The sequence below is a fragment of the Acinetobacter sp. ANC_7654 genome (genome assembly GCF_056779855.1).
This window is the reverse complement of record NZ_JBWYIR010000010.1, coordinates 105,108-128,427: the sequence shown is the minus strand read 5'-3', so window position 1 is coordinate 128,427 and position 23,320 is coordinate 105,108. Positions and strand designations below refer to the sequence as shown.

The following is a 23,320-nucleotide window of genomic DNA, read 5'->3' as shown; positions in this document are numbered from 1 at the left end:
GAGAATAAAAAAGAGAGATCGAGCTATTCAAGATGATGGATCATTCATTAACATTGCAACTGCAACAACACCTTAGGTTTTCTAAACGCATTCAAAAAGCTGATGCTGCAGTATTACTTGCAATCACCAATGAAGATGATCCTAAAATTCTGCTGACGCGTCGCTCTATTTATATGAATAATCATGCGGGTGAAGTGTCATTCCCAGGAGGAAAAAGAGATCCGAACGACACCAGTAATATTGTTGTTGCACTCCGAGAAGCGTGGGAAGAAACGGCTTTGAATCCGTTCGATGTAAAGTTGCTAGGTGATCTGCCTTCAGAGCGCTCGAAAGCGGGTGTTTTAGTAAAACCTGTGGTTGGATTGATACCGCCTAATGTGAAGCTTGTCCCACAACCTACAGAAATCGATCGTATTTTTTTTGCTTCAATCCGCGAAATGATGGATGCTCGCCCAACACCTTATGAAGTTCGATTGGCTAAGCAATCAATCTATTTTCCAAGTTTAAGAGTTGAGAATGAGGTGATATGGGGTCTTACAGCAAGGATCCTGATTTCGTTGTTTCAGTATGGCTTAAATTATAAAAAAAACTGGCCCTTTTTGCTCAATTCCCCAAGTTTTAAATCTTCAATTTTCAAACAACATTAAAATATTAAATGCATAGGATTGCTGTATATGATGTACAAATTTCAAGACAAAACCCCTTCAACGACGATTCAACCATGGAATGGATGGATTGCAGAAAATGCCACTGTGATTGGCGATGTTGAACTTGGACAAGAGGTGAGTGTTTGGTTTGGTGCGGTAATACGCGGGGATAACTGCAAAATTCGTATTGGTGATTTCAGTAATATTCAAGAAAATGCCGTCTTACACACTGATCCGGGCATTGAATTGAATGTTGGGCAATATGTCACCATTGGTCATCAAGCAATGTTACATGGTTGTACGATTGGAGATAATAGTTTGATTGGTATCAACGCCGTCGTATTAAATAATGCTGTAATCGGTAAAAATTGCATTATTGGCGCGAATGCGTTGATTCCAGAAGGTAAAATCATCCCAGATAATTCATTGGTGATGGGCTCTCCTGGCAAAGTAATTAAAACATTAGATGAGTTTGCAGAAGCTAAACTCAAAATGAGTGCGATGCATTATGCGCATCATTTCAAAAATTTCACTCAGCTTGAAAAATTTGAATTTTAAATATAAGTGTTGACATTGATACGAGCGTTCAATAATCACTAAATCTGAACAGATCTGCTCTCGCAGGAATAATTCGAGTGGAGTATGATTAGCACCATTTTTAACGATTTATAGGGGCATGCATGAAATTGCTTGCATTAGAAACTGCCAATGAGCAGTGCTCAGTTTCGTTAATTGATGAGAATCAAGTACTTTTTTATCAACTAGATGATCGTGCAAAAGCGCAGACCCAATCTATCCTCCCAATGATTGAAGCAGCTTTTCAGCAAGCTGAAGTACACGTTTCAGATTTGGATGCGATCGCTTTTAGTCGTGGTCCTGGCTCATTCAGCGGTGTGCGTATTAATGCAGCAGTCACTCAGGCGCTTGCATGGTCACATGACGTGCCTGTGATTCCTGTTTCATCCCTTCAAGCTCTGGCACAGGCTGCTTATCGAATGTATCAACTGACAGAAGTTACGGCTGTACTTGATGCAAGAATGAGTGAGGTCTACATTGCAAGTTTTCAGTTAAATGCTCAAGGTTTAATGCAGTTGGTGGATGAAGAGCAATTATTAAATTATGAAAATGCTGCAGCCTATCAAAAGTTTCAAATGATTGGTTCAGGAACAAAATGTATTCATCCCGAATTAAATGATTATTCACATGTCCAAGCAACTGCTGAGGATATAGCGACGATTGCACGTGAACATGCTTTAAAAGAACAATGGCTCAGTGCCGATCTCGCACTACCCGTTTATTTACGTGACAATGCGTGGAAAAAAATTCCAGAACAAGGCAAAGCATAATTAGGAATTTCTATGGATCTTTTACTGCTGCTTAAAGCGGCAATTATGGGTATCGTTGAAGGTATTACTGAGTTTTTACCCATTTCTAGTACAGGCCATTTAATTTTAGCCGCTGAACTCATGAATTTCTGGACCAAGGAAAAAAGTGATGTCTTTGTGATTGCCATTCAAATGGGGGCAATCGCAGCGGTTATTTATGAATATTGGTCGCGCTTATGGGGTGCTGCAACGGGTATGGTCACTGGCGAAGCACAAGGTAGAAGACTCGGATTTGGTTTAATCTTGGCTTCAATCCCAATTGTTACAATAGGTTTGACCTTTGGGCAAACAGTAAAAGAGCTATTATTTAATAACTACGCGATTGCAATTGGCCTGATTGTGGGTGGTTTAATTATCATTTGGGTAGAAAAAAATCCCCCAAGAATACGTGTCAAAGAAGTTGAAGAGCTCAGTTATAAAGATGCAATTTGGATTGGTTTAATTCAAGTGCTCTCTTTGATCCCAGGTACGTCACGTTCTGGTGCTACGATCATCGGGGCAATGTTTTTAGGCGTTTCCCGCAAAGCAGCGACCGAATTTTCATTCTTTCTTGGAATTCCAGTCATTATTGGTGCTGGATTATTAGATTTATATCAAAGCTATGATGTGTTCCAGACTGCTGAAGATTGGGCAGTGTTGACAACTGGGTTGATTGTTTCATTTGTCTCAGCTTTATTACTCATTCGAGCTTTGGTTGCCTATGTCGCAAAACGTGATTTTATGATTTTTGCTTGGTATCGAATTGCTTCAGGTTTAGTGATCCTTCTCTTTGCATTTACAGGTTGGAAATTATGGTAAGCGAAATACGCTTATTTGCTGAACGAGATTTTCTTGAGAAAGCACAGCATTTTAATGCTGTGCTTTCTTCTCGTGGGGTGCAGTCAACAATCGAAGAGGTTGAAAAATTGAATGCTCGATTTTTCAGACATCATCCTGAACTTGCGCTTTGTGTTGATCAAGATGGGTTGTGGCTGTGCGCACAGGGCATGCGTATGCAACCTGATTGGAAAGCCGAAGTCGGTCGCTTAAAACGTGCTAGCTTGAAATCTGAAATGATTGCGAGGGCATGCCAGTTATCTGAAAAACCCCAGCTCATTGATGCCACCGCAGGGCTTGGGCATGACAGTTTACTGATGGCACATTTAGGGGCAAATGTCACATTAGTTGAACGACATCCAATTTTATATACTTTGTTAGAATCTACTCATCAACAAGCGAGTCTTGACCCATTTTTAAAGAGTATTGTTGCGCGTATTCAGCTGGTTTACTCAGATTCTGCTGATTATCTTAAGCAATGTGCAAACCAACTCGTCGATGCCGATGTAGTGTATTTAGATCCAATGTTTCCACAGCGCGATCAGAATCAAAATGCCATTAAAAAACAAGCGCAAGTGAAAAAACAAATGCAGCTGTTACATCTTCTGTTGCCTGAAGATGGAGAGATGGATTTAGGTGAAGAATTGTTGGCATTGGCTCAAAGCGTTGCTAAGCGAGTTATTGTAAAGCGACCAAGACATGCTGTTTATCTCAATGCGCAAAAACCTGATCATCAATGGTTAGGTGATGCATGTCGCTTTGATGCCTATTTTCAAACGATTGTTTCTGAGTAGTTTGGTAAATGACTCAAAAATAATCGAAAAATTGTTATATAGTTAAAAGTAGCATTGATAATTATTTAACCGAGCATAAACTTAAAAAAGCTGATCCAAGCACCTACACAGTAATCTTATGATAGACCTTAAACCTTCAATTAACTTTTGGCATGATTTAAAAAGTAACCAGCTTGCAGGGATTTGGTTATTTTTAGGTTCAAGGAAATCACTACAGATTGTAAGGCCATCAATTCTTCAACTTATTTTTTGGGGAATTCTTGGAGGTTCAGCGAGCTCTTTATTTAGCTGGTTGTTATCGAATGGTGCTGGAGAATTTAATTCTCAAGGATTAGTGAGTTATGCGCTCTGGCCATTTATTGCTTTAATTGTTGGGATTTTCCTTTCACAGCGTACTAATAATCCACGTTTGATGTTAGTGCCAGCATTACTTTGGTTAGTACTAGACACACATATTGTTTTGATTCAGTGTCTTATCCAATATTATTTTAATAACTTTGACTATCAACCTAATTTCCTTGTTGATCATTTGCAGCACATATTTTCTTTATTGTTTGTTTGGCAAAGTTTAGCTGTTGTTTGGGTTTTTTCGCGTGAATTAAAATGGCCTTGGTGGGAGCGACTGCTCATCATGATCGCCACGTTTTTTACACTTTTTGTGTGGCAGATTTCGTCACAAAGTCAACCAATTTGGAAGGTAGATGAGGCGCCTCCAAGTATTTCAGAACAATCATTTTACGCGCAAAGCAGATTATTAAATCAGGCGCTTGAACAGATCCAATTTGGAGAGTTCGCGAACTCGCATTGGTATTTTATGGGCGTAGCTGGTACAAGTTATCAAGATGTATTCAAATTGGAAATTCAAAGATTTAAAGATCAATTTGATACGCGTTTCGGAACCTTTGGTCGTTCAATTGCGTTAATTAATAATCCTGCAACTCGCGAAGAATATCCAATTGCGTCAAAGACCAGTATTGATTTGGCATTGCAACGTATTGGCGCTCAGATGAATCGTGAAAGTGATGTCCTGTTTCTTTATATGACTTCCCATGGATTGAGTAACCAATTTCAAATGGAAAATACGCCAATTGATTTGGAAGACATAGATCCAAAATGGTTGCGCCAAACGCTTGATAAATCAGGGATCAGATGGAGAGTCATTGTGATTTCATCATGTTTCTCTGGTAGTTTTATTCCAGCGTTGCAATCGCCAGATACATTAGTCATTACTGCAGCTGCAGCAGATCGAGAGTCTTTTGGTTGTTCAAATGATGCAGACTCGACTTATTTTGGACGTGCTTTCTTTGATTTAGCGATGCGTGAAAAAAATAGCTTACGTGAAGCCTTTGAAGATGCATCAGTCAATATTGCGCATTGGGAAAATGCACAAGGGTTTATGCCATCAGAGCCACAATGGGTCATTGGTAAGAATATGGAAATTATGTTGCCGCAACTTGAAAAGAGATTATTTCCTCAGGTTGGATTATCAACCGTAAGTAGTGAACACCAGAGTGATAGTGCTCAGTTTACGAATATGCGATGATGTTTTAAAAATTAAATGTGTGAGGCAGTGCAATGGAATTGGTTCAAAAGAATAAATGTTTTGATGGTGAACAAAGAGTTTATCAGATCAATTCAAAGTTTTTGAAAAATCCCACTAAATTTTCTGTATTTTTACCTTCACAGGCACTCGAAGGTCAAAAATGTATTGCGTTGTACTATCTTGCAGGTTTGACTTGTACTGAAGAAACTTTTGTCATCAAAGCACACGCACAACGTTTAGCTGCACAATTGGGAATTATATTGATTGCTCCAGATACATCACCTCGTGGTGACGACGTGGCGGTCGGGGATTCTTGGGATATAGGGCAAGGGGCTGGATTCTATTTAAACGCAACTCAAGCACCTTGGGCTGAGCATTATCAGATGGAGTCGTATCTTATACAGGAGCTGTATTCTCTAGTTCTTACATCGTTTCCTGTACAGGATGAGGGGATTGGTATTTTTGGTCACAGCATGGGAGGACACGGTGCACTCACGCTTGCTTGGAAGTATCCAGACTTATTTAAGTCAGTCTCAGCATTTGCACCGATTTGTGCGCCATCAATTTGTCCATGGGGTGAAAAGGCATTTTCAGCTTACCTCGGAGAAGAACGTGAGTTATGGAAAGCACATGATGCGAATGAACTCGTGAAAGCAAAGGGTGCTCTATATCACGAAGTTTTAATTGATCAGGGGGTTGCAGATCAGTTTTATGCTCAACTTAATCCAGCACTATTTGCTGAATCATGTAAAACCGTAGGTCAAAAACTCACATTGCGGGAGCATGAGGGTTATGATCATGGATACTTCTTTATCCAAAGTTTTATTGATGATCATCTGCAATTCCATGCTTTACAATTGCAAAATTAATCTCATTTGAATTTTAAGATATTCATACTTAAGTTCGTTATAATGTGTGCGATATCACATTTAAACCATGTTGAATGATGACATCTCTCGGGATGTCATTTTTTATAATCAGAGAAAATAATAATGAATTCATCAGAACACTCCGCTGAACAAGCACCCTTACCATTGATCAACGATCCATTTCCATTATCTGATGCAGATGAAAATCGACCGATTTATATGGGGAAAGTATTTAAATTTAAATTTCATGGCAATGCGATGGAGTACTTTGGCATATGGATCGTCAATATTTTATTGACGATTGCGACATTGAGCCTATATGCGCCATGGGCGAAAGTACGTCGTTTAAGATATTTTTATAACAATACCGAATTTTTTCATCGCTTTTTTGATTTTACTGGTTTACCGACTAAAATTTTGATTGGTCGACTGATAGCCATTGGCATTTGGGCAATATTTGCGATTGCCTCATATATGGATATGACGATAGCAGCATTTGGTGGACTGATTATTTATATTGCTCTTCCATGGTTGGTACGAGCCACAATTCGATTTAATGCGCGCAACAGTAAATTTGGGAACAGCCGTTTTTATTTTTCTGGCACGAATAAAGAAGCCTATAAACAATTTTTAATTGCGCTTGCTATCACCATTTTTACATTAGGTATATTTAGCCCTGTCGCAATTTGGATTTATAAAAAATATACGCTTAATCATTTGTACGTTGGACAACTCAAATTTCAATTAAACAATGACTGGCCTAGTTATATGCGAGCAGTATATGTTCCCATGATTCTCTTTGTATTGATTCTTATGCTCATCGGATTTGGTGGTTCGACATTATCAATACTCAGTGGTCATGGAATGGATATGATGCTGATGATGATCTTTGCCGTTTATGCGATTGGAATGTTGTTTATTGGTCCGTTAATACAGGCACGAATTTTTATTACTACGTGGAATAGCACAACACTCAACAGCAGTCAGTTTAAGACCAGTTGTAATCAATGGCGCTATGCATGGATTGTTGCGAGTAATTGGATCGCTAGAATCTTAAGTTTAGGATTATTGTCAGCATGGGCTGCTATTCGCATTTATCGATACCAAGTTGAATCGATGAGCTTAGAATTAAATGATGATCCAAACCTGATGATGAATATTGCGCAAAGTGATCATAGTGCCATCGCGGAAGAAATTAGTGATATTTTTGATATTGATATTTCACTTTAGGAGTTAATTCAATGAATCAACCTCTCACAGTGACATATTATGATGGTGTTCTTTCTAAGCCTTTTACAGCACAGATTCGCCCTGTTAATCAAGACAGTATCGCTGTCAGTTATACAGATAAAGGCGAAGTGAAAACAGTCTACTATCATGCAGATGAAATGGTATTGCTTGGTAAAATTGGTCGACGTAATCCAGCATTAGAGTTAACACATGACGCTAGAATTGAATTTCATGAGCGTCAGCTTCCTGAATGGTTGCCTGTTGAGCATAAAAATTTTCATCAAAAAGTATGGAAACTTGAACGTACACCATCGTTGATTATTTTTAGTGTTATTTTCGTGGTCGCACTTGGTTTCTCCGTCATTAAATGGGGAATACCGACGGCATCTCATATTGTTGCTTTCCAGCTGCCAGAAAATACGTTGAATCGTTTGGGTGGTCAGGCAGAAGTTTATTTAGCCGAATACACTAAACCTTCCCAGTTATCACAGCAAAGACAGGATCAGATTCTTGCGGATTATCTGAAATATGTTGCTGAGGGTCGTCCCGCTCAGTTGAAATTTAGGGAAGGTGTCTCGCTTGGAGCCAATGCGCTCGCATTGCCAAACAATACAATTTATCTCACTGATGAATTAGTGAAGCTCGCCAAGAATGATCAGGAAATTATCGGCGTTTTGGCACATGAACAAGCACATTTATTAAAACGTCACAGCTTACAACAAGGTCTTTCGAGCCTAGGATTCAGCGTACTTTATATTGCTATCACTGGTGATGGATCGGATTTAATTGCGACTTTGCCAGTTGCCATGATTGGTGCAGGATATTCACGGAAGTTTGAGTTAGAATCAGATCAGTATGCGCTAGAACTCATGCATAAACATGAAATGGATACAGTGCATTTTGCAAACTTTTTAAAACGTATGAGTGATGATATGGGAGAAGACGAAGATCAATCAAAAATTCTTGATCTCTTTGCAAGTCATCCTGCCACTGAAGAACGAATTCGCCGTGTTACTGAATTTAAACAGCAACAATAATGAAAAGCCGACTTTATGTCGGTTTTTCTTTAACTTTCTCTAGACCATATTACTTGATAGTCAGCTTGAACCATGCGATTGATATGATCAAGCACGACATTTTCTAGTCGTATTAATTCTTCTAAAGATATTTCTTCTTTATTCACAATACTGACATGAAGTTGATCAGGTTGTATTGATAATTCAACTGTCACTTTTGGCATAAAAATTTGATATTGGTCATCGGTATTGGCGACATCAAATTTATGTTTCCAATGATTGCTTAATCGTTTAGCGATACGTAATGCTTCGGAGCTGTCTATCGTTGTGGTTGTTTTCATTATTTACCGTAATGCTTGAAATTTATTGTATCTTAACATTCATCTCACCATAAGGTTGTTCCGAATATGCAACATAGCTTTGCATAAGTCATATTCCGTCCTTGAAGATTTTTTTATCAACGATTTGCATTTTGAGTTGAAATTTAAATAGCAGTAATTTCGAAGGAATGAATAAACGAAGTTTTGCTATAATCAACTTTTGAATTCTAATTTCCCGCCAGGTCCTGACATGTCCAAGCCATTCTTAATTGCTCCATCGATTTTATCTGCTGATTTCGCTCGCTTAGGTGAAGAAGTCGAAAACGTACTTGAAGCAGGTGCAGATGTGGTCCATTTCGATGTAATGGACAATCATTATGTACCAAATTTAACTTTTGGTGCTGGTGTATGTAAGGCACTTAAAAAATATGGTATTCAGGCCCCAATTGACGTTCATCTTATGGTGAAACCAGTCGATCGTATGATCGGAGATTTCTTAGAAGCGGGTGCAGATATCATCACTTTTCATCCAGAAGCATCAGACCATATCGACCGTTCATTGCAGCTGATTAAAGCTGGTGGTGCTAAAGCAGGTTTAGTTTTTAACCCTGCAACGCCTTTACATTACCTTGATTATGTACTGGATAAAGTGGATCAAGTCTTATTAATGAGCGTCAACCCTGGCTTCGGTGGACAAAAATTTATCCCAATGACGCTAGATAAGCTTCGTGAAGCACGCAAAATTATTGATGCATCTGGTAAAGATATTCGCTTAGAAGTTGATGGTGGTGTTGGTCCAGCAAATATTCGTGAAATCGCTGAAGCTGGTGCTGATATGTTTGTGGCTGGTTCTGCCATTTTCGGAAAGCCAGATTATAAAGCTGTAATTGATGAAATGCGTGCAGAGTTGGCGAAAGTAGGTTCAATTAACGTTTGATCCGAAACATGTATAACACTACACACATCTGTGGATAAGTTTATGGATAACTTGGTGGATATCTGTGTTGATAACAGTCTGGATAATTTGATTAGATTATAATCATATTTAGTTCAATGGTTTGTTTATTAGACAATAAATGTATAAAAAGGACTCATTTGAGTCCTTTTTTACAAAAAATGGATCTTCTTATCCTTTCTGTTGAATTGTTTGGGGGAGAAATTTTCGTTGCTCATTATTTGGCTTATCTTCGTGAATAAGTCTTAAAAGAGCGAGATAAAAAATCAATTTAAATTTAAACATCCTAGACCAGTGATTTTCTATAGTGCAGTGAAGTATTCTAATTTGGTGCGGATTTAGTCTTCCATCTGACAATAGCGATCGCCTTCGCAATGCAATAGCCTAAAAATGCAGAAATAATCTAGAAAAGCTAGTCCAATAATGACCTATTTTTTGTAGGTGTATTTTGGGTCAAAAATTGTAAAATTGCGCCTATTTTGTGCGTGTGTTGATATAATTCAACCATCATTTGGAGGAACGACCTCCCTCATTTCTATGAGAAAAATCGTCAGGACGGCCTGACTCTTAAATTATTTTAATTGGGAGCAGGCATCATGGCTTGGTTTATTCTTATTCTCGCGGGTTTATTTGAGATCGTTTGGGCATATAGTATGAAAATGTCTGAAGGATTTACTAAATTCACACCCACTGCAATTACTCTATTTTTTATGGTTCTCAGTTTTGGGTTGTTGGCACATGCCATGAAAACATTACCTCTGGGAACTGCCTATACGATTTGGACGGGGATTGGTGCAGTAGGGTCTTTTTTAGTCGGCATTTTTATTCTGGGTGAGCCTGCGACAGCAATGCGGATGATTGCGGCTATTCTGATTATTTCAGGTTTAGTCATGATGAAATTAGCATCAGCGTAAGATTTAAGGCAGCGTATCCATACGCTGCTTTTTTTAATTGAGAGAGGGTTTATTTTGGCTTGGTTAGTCTTGATTGTTGCAGGGTTGTTGGAAGTGGTCTGGGCCTATTTTATGAAAGTTTCAGATGGATTCACCAAATTGACACCCAGTATTTTGACGATCGTTTTCATGATCGCAAGTTTTGCTTTACTTTCCCATGCGATGAAAACTTTGCCACTCGGGACAGCTTATACCGTATGGACAGGCATAGGCGCTGTAGGTTCATTTGTGGTTGGGATTTTTATTCTTGGAGAACCTGCAAATGCAATGAGAATGATCGCTGCAGTATTGATTATTTCGGGTTTGGTCTTGATGAAGTTATCATCAACATAGTTAGATGATTCAACTTTCAGGCGATTAAAAAATGACTCAATTTTATTTAAAAAAAATAATGACACCTGTCGGTGAACTTCAATTGGTTGCTCATGATCGAGCATTGATTGTTGTCGCTTGGGAGAATGCACTTCCTCAGTTTATCCGAAATCAAATCGTAATTCAGCGGGATGATCACGAGATTTTATGCATTGCCGAAACACAGCTTCGCGAATATTTTTTAAAACAACGTCAGGTATTTGATTTGCCCATAGAACTTTATGGGACAGAATTCCAACGCTCGGTATGGAATGCGCTGTTAAAAATTCCTTTTGGAGAGTCTAGAACGTATAAGCAAATTGCTGAGGATGTTGGGAATGTAAAAGCGGTTCGAGCGGTAGGCTTGGCCAATGGGAAAAATCCTATCGCGATCATTGTACCTTGTCATCGTGTAATAGGTGTCAATGGCAAGCTGGTCGGATTTTCAGGAGGTGTGGAAAATAAGCTTAAGCTGCTGCAGCTTGAAGATGATAAGTGGTGATGTTATAACAGCATAAACATATGAAATACAAAAATTATGTCTAATGAAAATCCTATAATTACAATTGTTTTTAATCTCATATCGCAGTTATAGTGGTTGATCTTCATTCTAGCAATCATCCCTGTATTCAAAATGTTTGTACCTTATATCAAAGGAAAATTGGGTGAATACATTGTCCAATATCATGCAAAAAAAATTTTGAATGAGGACTATATTTTACTGAATGATCTAACATTTTTGGATCAGGACAATCAGACCACACAGATTGACCATATTTTATTGAGTCCTTATGGAATATTTGTGATTGAGACCAAAAACTATAAAGGTTGGATTTTTGGCTCATCACATCAAAAAATGTGGACTCAAAAAATTTATAAATCTAGCCATAAATTTCAAAATCCATTGCACCAAAACTACAAGCATATAAAGGTTTTAGAGGGATTGTTAAAAGATTTAATCGATTCAAATCTGTCGATACATGGGTTAATAGTTTTCGTGCCTAATTGTGAGTTTAAAACACCAATTCCTGTACATGTTCATTGGGGTAAAAGTTGGATTGAAGAAGTTAAAAGCTACCAAATGAAAGTGATTGATGATCGTAGACTACAGAGAATTCAATATCGTATTGAAAAAGCAGCGCTTCAAAAATCGTGGAAAACCAATAGAGAACATATCCGATCAGTCAAAGAAAGACTAAAAGATTAATAAAAAAAAACCCACAGTCAGTGGGCTTTTTATTTAGAAGCGTTTTGGAATTCTTTGGCCACCTTCAACTGGGATTTCAGCACGTTTTAATACACCAAATAGCCATGTTTCCGCATGGTGAACTGCATTTTTAATTTGATCACCTTGTGCCAACCTCCCTGCAATAAAACTAGCAAGAGAACAGCCTGAACCATGATACTCACCTTCAAGACGAGGACATTTTGTTTCAGAGACCATATCACCGTTGATGTAGAGTGCATTTCTAATATAAGTCGGTGTGTCTTCGTGACCACCTTTGACTAATACAGCTTTAGCACCCATTGCAAATAACTTCTGTGTAGCTTGATCTAAATCTTCACAGCCTGTTAATGCGCGAAGTTCAACGGTATTCGGTGTAAGAATCGTAGCAAGAGGAATCAATTCAACAAAAGCCTTGACCAATGTTGCTTGATTTCCTAATGAGCCACCACTATTGGCAACCAAAACTGGATCGAGTACGTATTGGAAATCAGGATGTGCTCTTAGGAATTCTGCCAAAGCGGCGATATTGTCGGTAGTGCCGAGCATGCCAGATTTCACTACTTTGATAGGAAGATCGTTCACTACAGCATTCGCTTGAGCCAGCAGTAAATCTTTTGAGGTTGCTTCAAATCCAAAAACTTGTTGAGAGTTTTGAATGGTTAACGCTGTACATGCGATTGCTGCATGAGCACCACTTTGGCCGATCGCTTCAATATCTGCTTGTAAGCCAGCACCACCAGATGGATCTAAACCAGAAAAGCACAATACAGTAGGGCGCACAACAATGTCCTTCATCGATCAATTTGGAGTAGTATAGGCAAGTTTCTGAGAAGTCTCGATAGCATTTCTAAAAAAGGTACAGCATGATTAAAAATATTCTCATTGATTTAGATGGAACGCTAACTGATCCTAAAGTGGGTATTACGACTTCTGCACGTTATGGTTTAGAAAAAGTAGGTCATCTTATCGCGGAGGATGAGAATATTGATTGGATTATTGGACCACCTTTAAAAGCCTCGTTGGCCAAAATTTTGAAGGTTGATGTGAATGATGATTTGGCGGAACAGGCTTTACTTGGTTATCGTGAACGCTTTGCTGTAAAAGGTTTATTTGAAAATTTATTATTTGAAGATGTAGCAGAGACATTGGCAACACTTAAGAACAAAGGTTACAGATTGTTTTTAGCTACTGCAAAGCCTGAGGTGTATGCCCAGAAAATTCTTGAACATTTCAATCTCACACCGTATTTTGATTATGCCTATGGCAGTGAGTTAAATGGTGACCGCACCAATAAAGCTGAACTTATTGCATATATTTTAGAGCGAGAAAAAATTAAGCCAGAAACCTGTTTAATGGTAGGGGACCGAGAGCATGACATTATCGGTGCTCGAAAAAATGGGATTGAAACGATTGCGGTGGAATACGGTTATGGCAGTGATGCAGAGTTAGCCGCTGCTGCACCCAAAGCCAGAATTCAAGCTTTCCATCAAATTTTAAATTACGTTGATTAATCTAAGCCGAAATTTGGGCTCAAGAGCAACTCTCAAGAGATTGCTCTTCGTAGCTTAGCTTAGATCCAAGTACAAGGACTCTTTGACCTCTTCCATCACGATGTAACTATGGGAGGATGCAGAGGAGGGAAGCATTTTAAGCAGGTCACCCAGTAGTTGGCGATAAGCACTCATTTCTTTTAGTCTCGCTTTCACCAAGTAATCGAATTCACCTGAAATTAAATGACACTCTAATACCTCAGGTATCTCAACTAAATTCTTGGCGACTTGATCAAAAACATCTCCAGATTTCGCCGATAACTTAATTTCTAGAAAGACGAGTAAATTACGCTCCAATAACTCCGGATTTAATCGGGCGTAATAGCCCATAATAATGCCATCTCGTTCTAGTCTTTTCACTCTTTCCGAGCATGGGGTTGTAGAAAGATTTACTTTTGCAGCCAGTTCACTAATGGCAATACGACCGTCCTTTTGCAGAATATCTAAAATCATACGATCAGTGCGATCTAATTTCCGCATGAATAATTTCCTTATTTTTTAATTTTTTCAGGATAAAACCCTTAAATTACCTAAATTATAACGATTAAAAGAGTGAAAAAAACTATTAAAGCAAAAATATACTAGTGAAATAAACTACACAGTGCTGAGGGATAGTTCATGCGCGTTATTGTATTAGGTAGTGGTGTCATTGGTGTTGCAAGTGCGTATTACCTAGCGCAACAAGGAGCAAGCGTCACTGTATTAGATCGTCAATCAGGTCCTGCCGAAGAAACGAGTTTTGGCAATGCAGGACAGATTTCTCCTGGGTATTCTACACCATGGGCCGCACCAGGAATTCCATTTAAAGCGGTTAAATGGATGTTTCAACATCATGCACCATTAGCAATTAATGTAGATGGAAGCTTGTGGCAGCTGAAATGGATGGCTCAAATGTTGAAGAACTGCAATGCGGCACATTACGCCATCAATAAAGAGCGTATGGTACGTGTTGCTGAATATAGTCGAGATTGTTTAAGAGAATTACGCGAAAATATTGGCATATCTTATGAGAATCGTTCAAAAGGAACATTACAAATTTTTCGTAAGGATGCGCAATTAGACGCAGTTCAACGAGACATTGAAGTTTTAAAAGAAACAGGTGTCGAATTTGAGTTATTAGATCGTGAAGGTCTAGGTCGAGTTGAACCTGCATTAGCGGAAGTTAAAGACAAATTAGTCGGTGGCTTACATCTTCCAAATGATGAGACTGGTGATTGCTATATCTTTACCAACGCGCTTTCTGAATATGCAAAAGGTATTGGTGTTGAGTTTAAATTTAATCAAAATGTTGAAAAACTCGTAGTTGAGGGCGACGAAATTAAAGGCGTTATTGTAGACGGTCAGGTACTCACGGCAGATCGTTATGTACTTGCCTTCGGTAGCTATTCACGAGATTTTATTAAACCATTAGGTCTAGATTTGCCCATTTATCCTGTAAAGGGATATTCTTTAACTATACCTATCGTGGATGCGCAATATGCCCCTCAATCAACTGTCTTAGATGAAACTTACAAGATTGCAATAACTCGTTTTGATCAACGAATTCGTGTTGGTGGGATGGCTGAGTTAAGTGGTTTTAATAAAGAGTTAAATGAGGATCGCCGTGGCACCTTAGAGATGGTAACACGTGATTTGTTCCCAGGTGGAGATATGGCACAAGCCAGTTTCTGGACGGGACTACGACCGATGACACCAGACAGTACGCCTATTATCGGTGCGACGAAATATAAGAATCTATTTTTAAATACTGGACATGGCACGCTCGGCTGGACCATGGCATGTGGTTCTGGAAAGCTGATTAGTGATTTAGTGCTGAATCGGACTCCAGAGATTAGTACCGATGGACTTTCAATTCAACGTTATAACCACGCAGCTTAAAGGCTGCGTGGTTTGCTATTAAAAAATATAATAGGACAAGGAATATGTCTCGCCCGATACAGGCTGTCATTCATTTAAACGCAATCAAACATAATTTGAAAGTTGCTAAGCAACATGTGCCAAATGCCCAAATTTTTGCTGTTGTAAAAGCTAATGCTTATGGCCATGGGATCGAGCGCATTTATTCAGCCTTAAAGGATGCTGATGGGATTGCACTTCTAGAGCTGAGTGAAGCACAACGAGTTCGAGATTTAGGTTGGAAAGGCCCAATTTTGCTTTTGGAAGGTATCTTTCAAGAAGCGGATTTACAGTTGTGTCATGATTTGGAACTTCAATTTACTGTTCATAATGAGATTCAATTCGAATGGATTAATCGGTGCGGTTTAGATGCTCATTTTAATATTTTTCTGAAAATGAACAGTGGCATGAATCGTTTAGGATTCCAACCTCAACGTTACTCTGAAATTTGGAGTCTGTTAACTGAATTGCCGCAAGTGTCATCAATCACTCACATGACACATTTTTCTGATGCTGATGGCGAGCGCTTGAATCAGGTTGGCGTTGACTATCAAATTTCAGTATTCAATCAAATCGTCAGTGCTTTAGGTGGTCCTTGCTCAGTAAGTAATAGCGCAGCCATTCTTAGACATGCCAATCATGTCCACTCTAACATTGTACGTAGTGGCATTATGTTGTATGGGAGTTCACCGGATTATCCAACCCATACTATTCAAGATTGGGACTTAAAACCAACAATGTCTTTAAGAAGTGAATTGATTGCAATTCAAGAAATTAATCCTCAGCAAAGTATTGGCTATGGATCGACATTTTTTGCAGAACAAGCTATGAAAATTGGCATTGTCGCTTGTGGATATGCAGATGGATATCAACGGATTACTCAATCTGGCACAACAGTGCTTGTGAATGGACAAAAAACTTCTTTGATTGGTCGTGTAAGTATGGACATGCTAGCTGTTGATATCACGCATATTGAAGATGCAAAAATTGGCAGTGAAGTCGTACTGTGGGGCGTCTCAAAGTACGGAAGTTTGTTACCGATTGATGAGGTCGCTGCAGGAGCGAGTACTGTGGGATATGAGTTAATGTGTGGCGTAACGACGCGGGTTCCATTTGTTGTAGAAATTTAATGTTAAAAATTCAACGATCAACACTAGGATCGATACTGAGTAATCAAGGAATTAATATGCAAAATCAGGATATTCAAAAATTCAATAGTAATGGCGTGATGAGTGCAGTTACAGTCTTTAATCAAGTGGCTTATCTTTCTGGTCAAGTACCTAAGATTACGACGCCTGATATCGCCTTACAAACGAAAGATGTGCTGAATACGATCGACGCTCTTTTGGCTCAAGTAGGCACAGATAAATCTCGTTTATTGTCAGCACAAGTTTTCGTGAAGAATCTGGAAGATTTTCAAATCTTCAATCAAATTTGGATTGAATGGATGGAGGATTCAATACCACCATCACGAGCAACCATTCAGGCTGACCTCGTTAATCCAGAATGGTTAATTGAAATCGCAGTGATTGCTGCATTGAAATAACTGAATATAAGTAAGACTTCACGAGGAAGAGTCATTTATGGCTCCTCTCATAATAACAAAATCTCTCGAATCTCAGTTTGAAGCGGAATTTAGGCTGATCGATTAGATTAGATGGTGTAAAAGGATGTTGAATAATGACAACCACAAATATTGATGAACAATCATCTCCCAATGAATTACAGCGTAAGCTTTCAAATCGACATTTACAACTCATCGCCATCGGTGGAGCGATTGGTACAGGGTTGTTTATGGGCTCAGGAAAAACGATTTCACTTGCAGGACCTTCAATCATCATCATTTATATGATTATTGGTGCCATGTTTTTTTTCTTGATGCGTGCCCTTGGTGAAATTCTTTTATCTAATCTGCACTACAAATCATTTATTGATATGGCACATGATCTCATTGGACCAGGTGCAGGGTATTATATTGGTTGGTCCTATTGGCTGGGATGGATTTTGGTCGGTATTGCTGATTTAGCAGCAATTATCAATTATCTCAGTTTTTGGTTACCTCCAGATCAAATGTTTACCCCAATGGGGCAAGCAGCGATTAGTGCAGGATGTGTCTTATTCATACTCGCAATTAACTTAGTCACTGTAAAACTTTTTGGTGAAATTGAGTTTTGGTTTGCATTAATCAAAATTCTAGCCATTATTGGATTGATCTTGGTGGGTGCCTTCATGGTGTTTACGAGTTTTCAGTCACCAAGTGGTGCTGTTGCAAGCTTCAGTAACATTTGGTCTCATGGTGGAATGTTCCCGAAAGGAACCATGGGCTTTTTGGCAGGCTTTCAAATCGCAATGTTTGCCTTTGTTGGTGTAGAGTTACTCGGGACGATGGCTGCGGAAACCAAAGATCCTGAAAAAAATTTACCAAAAGCGGTTAATGCTATTCCGACACGTATTATTATTTTCTATGTGCTTTCGTTGATCATGATTATGTCTGTGACACCTTGGATCAATATCCCAGCAGATCAAAGTCCATTTGTCACATTATTCTTATTTGCGGGTATTGGTTCAGCTGCTGTGATTATGAACCTAGTGGTTTTGTCTTCTGTGATGTCTTCCATGAACAGTGGTGTCTTTTCTACCAGTCGAATGTTATTTGGATTGGCCCGTGACGGCCAAGCCCCTCAAAAGCTAGCAGAACTTTCAAGTCGTGCCGTACCTGCTAAGGGATTAATCTTTTCATGTACATTTATTATGGCCGGTGCAGCATTTCAGTATTTTGTGCCAAATACGATGGAAGCTTTTACATTAGCAAGTTCGCTGTGTGTGATTCTTTTCATTAGTATTTGGGCGATTATCATGGTGTGCTATATACGCTACCGTAAATTGCGACCTGAGCTACATGAAAAGTCGAATTTTAAAATGCCGGGTGGAGTGGCAATGTCATACGTTGTATTGGCATTTTTGCTATTTGCATTAATCATTTTAAGTTTAGAGCCAGACACGCTTAAAGCTTTGATGATTAGCCCAATCTGGTTGATTCTGTTAGCTGTAACATACCGTGTTCTTTATAAACCACGTATGCGTAAGCGTAACCATAATTAATTTTTAGAGAAAGAAAAAACCTCCACGAATGGAGGTTTTTTTATATTCTTTAGTTAGAATGTAGGTTTGACCACAACTAAAATTACAACTGCGAATAAGATCAATGTGGGCATTTCGTTGAAATAGCGCCAGAACTTATGACTTTTATAGTGTGCATTATCAATGAGTTTTTTACGGTAATATCCACACACTAGGTGGTATATGACCAGTAATCCGACTAAACCAACTTTTAAATAAAACCATAAAGCTTCATGATAATGTCGAGTTGCATCACCCCAGTCCACTAAAAAATGTGCAGTGATCAATGTTGCGATCATCGCAGGCCACATAATGCCACGATAAAGCTTACGTTCCATGACTTCAAAGCGTTGATGACTTATGGCATCGTCACTCATCGCATGATAAACATAAAGCCGTGGTAGATAGAACAAAGCAGCGAACCAACATACCACAGCAATAATATGTAATGCTTTTACCCATAGGAAAGCATCTGAAGGAGCATCCATCTAATCACCCATTATGGGCGGAATTAAATTAGCCTTCCCATTTCTTGAAAATGAGGCAGGCATTTACGCCGCCGAAACCAAAACTGTTACTCATTACAGTATTCAGTTTTGTATCGCGTTTTTCAAGTACGATATCAAATGGTTTTGCACCTTCATCAAGCTCAGTAACGTTGATATTTGGTGCAATAAAGTCATTCTGCATCATGAGAATAGAGTAAATCGCTTCTTGTACACCTGCAGCGCCTAAGCTATGACCTGTCATAGATTTTGTTGAACTTAAAGGTGGTACTTGACCTTCACCGAATGCGCGTTCCATTGCTTTCAATTCAGTCACATCACCAGCTGGTGTAGATGTGCCGTGTGTATTTACATAATCAATTTTCTCAACACCATGCTGTTTTGCTTCATCAAGTGCCATCAAGATGCAACGTGTTGCACCTTCACCTGATGGTGCGACCATATCAGCACCATCAGAGTTGGCTGCATATGCAACGACTTCAGCAAGAATATTTGCACCGCGCGCTTGAGCATGCTCAAGAGATTCAAGTACCACGAAACCACCGCCGCCAGCAATGACAAAACCATCACGATCAGCAGAGTAAGGGCGAGAAGCGGTTTCTGGTGAGTCATTATATTTTGAGCATAAAGCACCCATTGCATCAAATAATAGACTTTGTGACCAATGGTCTTCTTCACCACCACCAGCGAGCATTAGATCCTGTTTGCCAAGTTGAATCAGGTTGTATGCGTAACCAATGGCATCAGCTGAGGTTGCACAAGCACTTGTAATAGAGTGAGCGATACCTTGTAATTTGAATGCCACACCAACGTTAGCTGTAATAGTATTTGACATATTGCGTGGAACAAAGAAAGGGCCAATTTTACGTGCGCCTTTCTCTTCAAGAAGTTCAATCATTTCAGCGACAGAAGCTGTAGAGTTGCCGCCTGAACCACCCGCAATACCATAACGAGGATTGCCCGCAAGATCTTCAGCGGTTAGACCCGCATTTTCAACCGCAGCGACTGCAGCGTTATAGGCATACATCGCACATACACCCATAAAGCGTTTCAGTTTACGGTCAATACCGTCAAAATTTTGTTCTGCTGCAGCACTAACATGACTTTTAAAATTAAGTTCAGCATAAGTTGGGTTAAAACGTGTGCCTGAAATACCATTTTGTAAGGCATGATTTACATCTTCTAATGTATTACCAATGCATGAGTTAATGCCCATACCAGTGATTACAACACGTTTCATTTACAATTCCCTATTATGGTGAAGTCATTTTATGGAAAAATTCACATCGATGATTTGATTGGATGTAAAAGTCCATAAGATCTTGTCAAAAATTCGTATCATGATATCAGAATCTATTTTAAATTCTTATGGCAAATCAATATCGCAGCGTTAAAACGCTTATTGGCAGATATGTTCACTATATTGCAACCGAATAAAACACGATAAAGTTGAGATAACTCTTGACTGCGCATAGAATTTTAAACATAAGTGATAAATGCGAAGGAGGGTTGTAAATGGCAAATTCTAATAATAAGCAATCTAGCGGACTGGTATTAAAAGCATTTGGAGTGGCTAAAAAGCTCAGTGCAACTGGATTTGAACTGGCACAACATGTTGCACCAGGATCAATTGCGAAATTGACGCAACAACCTGATCCACAAAAAATTATTGACATAACTTTAGATGAGAGAAAAATGACTGAACAAAAAAAGTACGAAACCCCTCAACAATTATTTCGTGATCATGTCCCTCAAGTTTCTCAAAAAATTTTTGGTCGTCATTACAGTAAATTAAATAATGTTGCTTCTTTTATCTCTCCGGACTTAAACAACAAAGTTGCAGATTATTTTTTTGATAAATTGAATGATTTTGTTTCTGAGTTAAGTTCAGTTGAGCATGTATTAAAGGAAGTTGGTGCAAAAAGCTTGGATGAACTTAAATCAAGCCCTGATCGTGCGAATCGTATCGGTGAAGCATTAGCCAATCAAAATAAGTTGATTGCAGCGGTTCAGGGGGCAGTGTCTGGTGCGACAGGCGTAGTTGGTACGGCCATCGATATTCCTTTCTCGTTGGCATTTACGTTGCGTAGTATTTACCAAGAAGGGCGCGCGCACGGTTTTGAACTTAATCATCGTCAAGAGCAAGAGATCGTTGAGTATGTATTCAAACAAGTCGATTTAGGTGTTATTGCGGAAAAGCAAACACTTTTAGTGGCATTAAGAACAGTCGCAAATTTATTGGAAACACAAGATACTCATCAGCTACAAACCCTATTGGGCTCTAGTAACGACTTCACGGCTTTAAAAAATTGGCTGAGTAATCCTGAAGGTGGTTATAAATGGAATTGGTTGAATCAGATTCCTCAAATTTCAATTTTATCTAAATTAGCACCTTTGGCTGGTGCTGGTATTGGTGCAGTATATAGCTGGCGTTTGGTGGAAGAGGCTCATACTAAAGCTAGAGCTGTTTTTTCAGGAGCACAGAAGTACATTCTCCAACATCCAGATGAGCAGGTATCTGTTCAGGAGGCCTTTGAGCGCGGTACAGAATTATTAAAGCAATCTTCACTCGCATTGAATTCCGCAGTGTCAATCAATAATGAGTTAGTGGTTGAGGTTGAAGAGTTTGCAAAAAAACTTGAAGGAGAAGAGTCTATTCAAGTTGATGAGTCTGCAGTTCATAATGATTCAATTTCAGCAATTAAAATTGAAGCAAAATCTACCGAGTCTGAAAAAGAAGAAGTGGTCAGTGTTGAGGATGGTCTTAAGGCCTTAGCTGAAAAACATGTGGAATCGGCTTCTAATGAAAGTGTTCAAGACGCTGATAAAGACCAGCCTCAAGGCGAACCTATTGTGCAGGTAAAAGTGCCCCCTAAGCGTCGTAATTCAAAAAAGAAAGACGAAGCAGCAAACTCACTACCTACTTCACAGAAAAAACAATAAATTTAGTTATGAATGGTTGATCAAATCATTCTGAAAATTTCGTTGTAAGCACACAATGGTCAATATTTGATGTCATGTTGAATGTTGACCATTTTTACTTCTTGGCTTACAATTGCATGCCCTCAAAAAGTAGTATTTTTTGGGGCTTTTTATTAACGGGAGAATTGCCACATGGCAACAACAAATCAGTTGATCCGTAAGGGTCGTACGACTTTGATTGAAAAATCAAAAGTTCCTGCGTTGAAGGCTTGTCCACAACGTCGTGGTGTTTGTACACGTGTTTACACAACTACACCTAAAAAACCTAACTCAGCAATGCGTAAAGTTTGCCGTGTTCGCTTAACTTCAGGTTTTGAAGTATCTAGCTATATCGGTGGTGAAGGCCATAACCTACAAGAGCACAGTGTTGTTCTTATCCGTGGTGGTCGTGTTAAAGACTTACCAGGTGTACGTTACCATACCGTTCGTGGTTCTTTAGACTGTGCTGGTGTTAAAGATCGTAACCAGTCTCGTTCTAAATACGGTACTAAGCGTCCTAAGAAATAATCTAACTAGATCATTTTCTTAAACGTATAGAACTGCAATCCTTTATCGTCTCGCTTGTCTGATTTCTGCATTTAATTTTGTGAAATTCAAGCGACGTGTAGTAAGGCCAGCGAATAGTACATGACACTTTGTACTGCTGCTGGATAAACCTGAAGTGTCATATTTATAGGTAGTATTAAAATGCCAAGACGTCGCGTAGTCGCTGCTCGTGAAATCCTTCCGGATCCTAAGTTCGGCAGCCAAACAATCGCTAAGTTCATGAACCACGTAATGCAAGATGGTAAAAAATCTATTGCTGAAAGTATCGTTTACGGTGCTTTAGACCGCGTTCAAGAAAAATCTAAAGTAGACCCAGTTGAATTTTTCGAGACTACTCTTGAAAAAGTTCGTCCTATGGTCGAAGTAAAAGCACGCCGTGTTGGTGGTGCTACATACCAAGTTCCTATGGAAGTACGCCCATCCCGTCGTACTGCTTTAGCGATGCGTTGGTTAGTAGATGCTGCTGCTAAGCGTTCTGAAAAAACTATGGCGTTACGCCTTGCTGGTGAGTTGCTTGACGCAGCTGAAGGTAAAGGTTCAGCGATCAAGAAACGTGAAGATGTGCATCGTATGGCTGAAGCCAACAAAGCCTTCTCTCACTACCGTTTCTAAG

Annotated in this window: 27 protein-coding genes; 22 read left to right on the top strand and 5 right to left on the bottom strand. The window is 39.1% G+C overall.

From position 1 onward, the window contains the following. The first annotated feature begins 32 nt into the window (after positions 1–32). The 9 genes from AC1M86_RS11785 to AC1M86_RS11745 all read left to right on the top strand — a co-directional run bounded on the left by AC1M86_RS11785 (position 33) and on the right by AC1M86_RS11745 (position 8,321). On the top strand, positions 33–647 hold the full coding sequence (locus tag AC1M86_RS11785; RefSeq protein WP_035268255.1) for a CoA pyrophosphatase: 615 nt from the start codon (positions 33–35) through the stop codon (positions 645–647). A 27-nt stretch (positions 648–674) separates the two neighbouring features. Further along, the gene (locus AC1M86_RS11780; protein WP_481598046.1) at positions 675–1,205 is read left to right on the top strand and encodes a gamma carbonic anhydrase family protein; all 531 of its coding nucleotides are present in this window, start codon (positions 675–677) and stop codon (positions 1,203–1,205) included. A gap of 122 nt (positions 1,206–1,327) precedes the next feature. Continuing rightward, positions 1,328–1,993, top strand: a complete 666-nt coding sequence (gene tsaB / locus AC1M86_RS11775; protein ID WP_481592375.1) for a tRNA (adenosine(37)-N6)-threonylcarbamoyltransferase complex dimerization subunit type 1 TsaB — start codon at positions 1,328–1,330, stop codon at positions 1,991–1,993. A gap of 12 nt (positions 1,994–2,005) precedes the next feature. Further along, entirely contained in the window at positions 2,006–2,830 is an 825-nt protein-coding gene (locus tag AC1M86_RS11770) for an undecaprenyl-diphosphate phosphatase (RefSeq protein ID WP_481592376.1), read from the top strand. Then, positions 2,824–3,642, top strand: coding sequence for a class I SAM-dependent methyltransferase (locus AC1M86_RS11765; RefSeq protein WP_481608033.1), 819 nt, complete (start codon positions 2,824–2,826; stop codon positions 3,640–3,642). Before AC1M86_RS11770 ends, AC1M86_RS11765 begins: the two co-directional genes overlap by 7 nt. Before the next feature lie 118 nt (positions 3,643–3,760). After that, positions 3,761–5,185: a C13 family peptidase gene (locus tag AC1M86_RS11760; RefSeq protein WP_481608032.1), complete on the top strand. Its 1,425-nt coding sequence runs from the start codon at positions 3,761–3,763 to the stop codon at positions 5,183–5,185. Positions 5,186–5,217: 32 nt separating this feature from the next. Further along, positions 5,218–6,054, top strand: coding sequence for an S-formylglutathione hydrolase (gene fghA / locus AC1M86_RS11755; protein WP_481594037.1), 837 nt, complete (start codon positions 5,218–5,220; stop codon positions 6,052–6,054). Between the two features lie 219 nt (positions 6,055–6,273). Beyond that, positions 6,274–7,284, top strand: a complete 1,011-nt coding sequence (locus AC1M86_RS11750) for a YjgN family protein (RefSeq protein ID WP_257219954.1) — start codon at positions 6,274–6,276, stop codon at positions 7,282–7,284. 11 nt (positions 7,285–7,295) lie between these two features. Next, the gene (locus tag AC1M86_RS11745) at positions 7,296–8,321 is read left to right on the top strand and encodes a M48 family metallopeptidase (RefSeq protein ID WP_481608031.1); all 1,026 of its coding nucleotides are present in this window, start codon (positions 7,296–7,298) and stop codon (positions 8,319–8,321) included. Positions 8,322–8,350: 29 nt separating this feature from the next. Here AC1M86_RS11745 and AC1M86_RS11740 read toward each other — a convergent pair whose 3' ends face one another. After that, on the bottom strand, positions 8,351–8,641 hold the full coding sequence (locus AC1M86_RS11740) for a DUF2218 domain-containing protein (protein ID WP_481588036.1): 291 nt from the start codon (positions 8,639–8,641) through the stop codon (positions 8,351–8,353). 229 nt (positions 8,642–8,870) lie between these two features. Here AC1M86_RS11740 and rpe point away from each other — a divergent pair, with 229 nt between their 5' ends. The 5 genes from rpe (at position 8,871) to AC1M86_RS11715 (ending at position 12,086) form a co-directional block, all read left to right on the top strand. Further along, the gene (rpe, locus tag AC1M86_RS11735; RefSeq protein WP_180000186.1) at positions 8,871–9,557 is read left to right on the top strand and encodes a ribulose-phosphate 3-epimerase; all 687 of its coding nucleotides are present in this window, start codon (positions 8,871–8,873) and stop codon (positions 9,555–9,557) included. A gap of 614 nt (positions 9,558–10,171) precedes the next feature. Continuing rightward, positions 10,172–10,489: a DMT family transporter gene (locus AC1M86_RS11730; protein WP_092768625.1), complete on the top strand. Its 318-nt coding sequence runs from the start codon at positions 10,172–10,174 to the stop codon at positions 10,487–10,489. Positions 10,490–10,543: 54 nt separating this feature from the next. Beyond that, positions 10,544–10,861, top strand: coding sequence for a quaternary ammonium compound efflux SMR transporter SugE (gene sugE / locus AC1M86_RS11725; protein WP_180000188.1), 318 nt, complete (start codon positions 10,544–10,546; stop codon positions 10,859–10,861). A gap of 31 nt (positions 10,862–10,892) precedes the next feature. Continuing rightward, positions 10,893–11,381 (top strand): methylated-DNA--[protein]-cysteine S-methyltransferase, encoded by a 489-nt coding sequence (locus tag AC1M86_RS11720; protein ID WP_180028722.1) that lies wholly within the window; start codon positions 10,893–10,895, stop codon positions 11,379–11,381. 132 nt (positions 11,382–11,513) lie between these two features. Continuing rightward, positions 11,514–12,086, top strand: coding sequence for a nuclease-related domain-containing protein (locus tag AC1M86_RS11715; RefSeq protein ID WP_481608030.1), 573 nt, complete (start codon positions 11,514–11,516; stop codon positions 12,084–12,086). A 33-nt stretch (positions 12,087–12,119) separates the two neighbouring features. On the opposite strand, the gene AC1M86_RS11710 is transcribed toward AC1M86_RS11715, so the two are convergent. Then, entirely contained in the window at positions 12,120–12,887 is a 768-nt protein-coding gene (locus AC1M86_RS11710) for a hydroxymethylpyrimidine/phosphomethylpyrimidine kinase (RefSeq protein WP_481608029.1), read from the bottom strand. An 83-nt stretch (positions 12,888–12,970) separates the two neighbouring features. Here AC1M86_RS11710 and AC1M86_RS11705 point away from each other — a divergent pair, with 83 nt between their 5' ends. Further along, positions 12,971–13,618 carry an HAD-IA family hydrolase gene (locus AC1M86_RS11705; protein ID WP_481589576.1) on the top strand — a complete coding sequence of 216 codons (648 nt, stop codon included), beginning with the start codon at positions 12,971–12,973 and terminating at the stop codon, positions 13,616–13,618. 54 nt (positions 13,619–13,672) lie between these two features. Here the strand turns inward: AC1M86_RS11705 and AC1M86_RS11700 are convergent, their stop codons facing one another. Continuing rightward, on the bottom strand, positions 13,673–14,137 hold the full coding sequence (locus AC1M86_RS11700; protein WP_092768640.1) for a winged helix-turn-helix transcriptional regulator: 465 nt from the start codon (positions 14,135–14,137) through the stop codon (positions 13,673–13,675). A gap of 138 nt (positions 14,138–14,275) precedes the next feature. Here AC1M86_RS11700 and AC1M86_RS11695 point away from each other — a divergent pair, with 138 nt between their 5' ends. From AC1M86_RS11695 to AC1M86_RS11680, 4 genes are all read left to right on the top strand, one after another. Beyond that, positions 14,276–15,535, top strand: a complete 1,260-nt coding sequence (locus tag AC1M86_RS11695; RefSeq protein WP_481608028.1) for a D-amino acid dehydrogenase — start codon at positions 14,276–14,278, stop codon at positions 15,533–15,535. Positions 15,536–15,579: 44 nt separating this feature from the next. After that, on the top strand, positions 15,580–16,683 hold the full coding sequence (gene alr, locus AC1M86_RS11690; RefSeq protein WP_481608027.1) for an alanine racemase: 1,104 nt from the start codon (positions 15,580–15,582) through the stop codon (positions 16,681–16,683). Positions 16,684–16,739: 56 nt separating this feature from the next. Next, a complete protein-coding gene (locus AC1M86_RS11685) occupies positions 16,740–17,099 on the top strand; it encodes a RidA family protein (RefSeq protein ID WP_035268302.1) in 360 nt (119 codons plus the stop codon). 134 nt (positions 17,100–17,233) lie between these two features. Next, positions 17,234–18,655: an amino acid permease gene (locus tag AC1M86_RS11680; protein WP_092768649.1), complete on the top strand. Its 1,422-nt coding sequence runs from the start codon at positions 17,234–17,236 to the stop codon at positions 18,653–18,655. 53 nt (positions 18,656–18,708) lie between these two features. Here AC1M86_RS11680 and AC1M86_RS11675 read toward each other — a convergent pair whose 3' ends face one another. Together AC1M86_RS11675 and AC1M86_RS11670 are read right to left on the bottom strand one after the other, a co-directional pair. Further along, complete coding sequence (locus AC1M86_RS11675; protein ID WP_481588043.1) at positions 18,709–19,161, bottom strand: CopD family protein; 453 nt, start codon at positions 19,159–19,161, stop codon at positions 18,709–18,711. 28 nt (positions 19,162–19,189) lie between these two features. Next, positions 19,190–20,419 (bottom strand): beta-ketoacyl synthase N-terminal-like domain-containing protein, encoded by a 1,230-nt coding sequence (locus AC1M86_RS11670; RefSeq protein WP_035268310.1) that lies wholly within the window; start codon positions 20,417–20,419, stop codon positions 19,190–19,192. 275 nt (positions 20,420–20,694) lie between these two features. Between AC1M86_RS11670 and AC1M86_RS11665 the strand changes: the two genes are divergently transcribed. The 3 genes from AC1M86_RS11665 (at position 20,695) to rpsG (ending at position 23,319) form a co-directional block, all read left to right on the top strand. Beyond that, on the top strand, positions 20,695–22,122 hold the full coding sequence (locus AC1M86_RS11665; RefSeq protein WP_481608026.1) for an EcsC family protein: 1,428 nt from the start codon (positions 20,695–20,697) through the stop codon (positions 22,120–22,122). 171 nt (positions 22,123–22,293) lie between these two features. Next, positions 22,294–22,668 (top strand): 30S ribosomal protein S12, encoded by a 375-nt coding sequence (gene rpsL / locus AC1M86_RS11660; protein ID WP_004648013.1) that lies wholly within the window; start codon positions 22,294–22,296, stop codon positions 22,666–22,668. Between the two features lie 180 nt (positions 22,669–22,848). Continuing rightward, the gene (gene rpsG / locus AC1M86_RS11655; protein ID WP_004648014.1) at positions 22,849–23,319 is read left to right on the top strand and encodes a 30S ribosomal protein S7; all 471 of its coding nucleotides are present in this window, start codon (positions 22,849–22,851) and stop codon (positions 23,317–23,319) included. The last annotated feature ends 1 nt before the right edge of the window (position 23,320 follow it).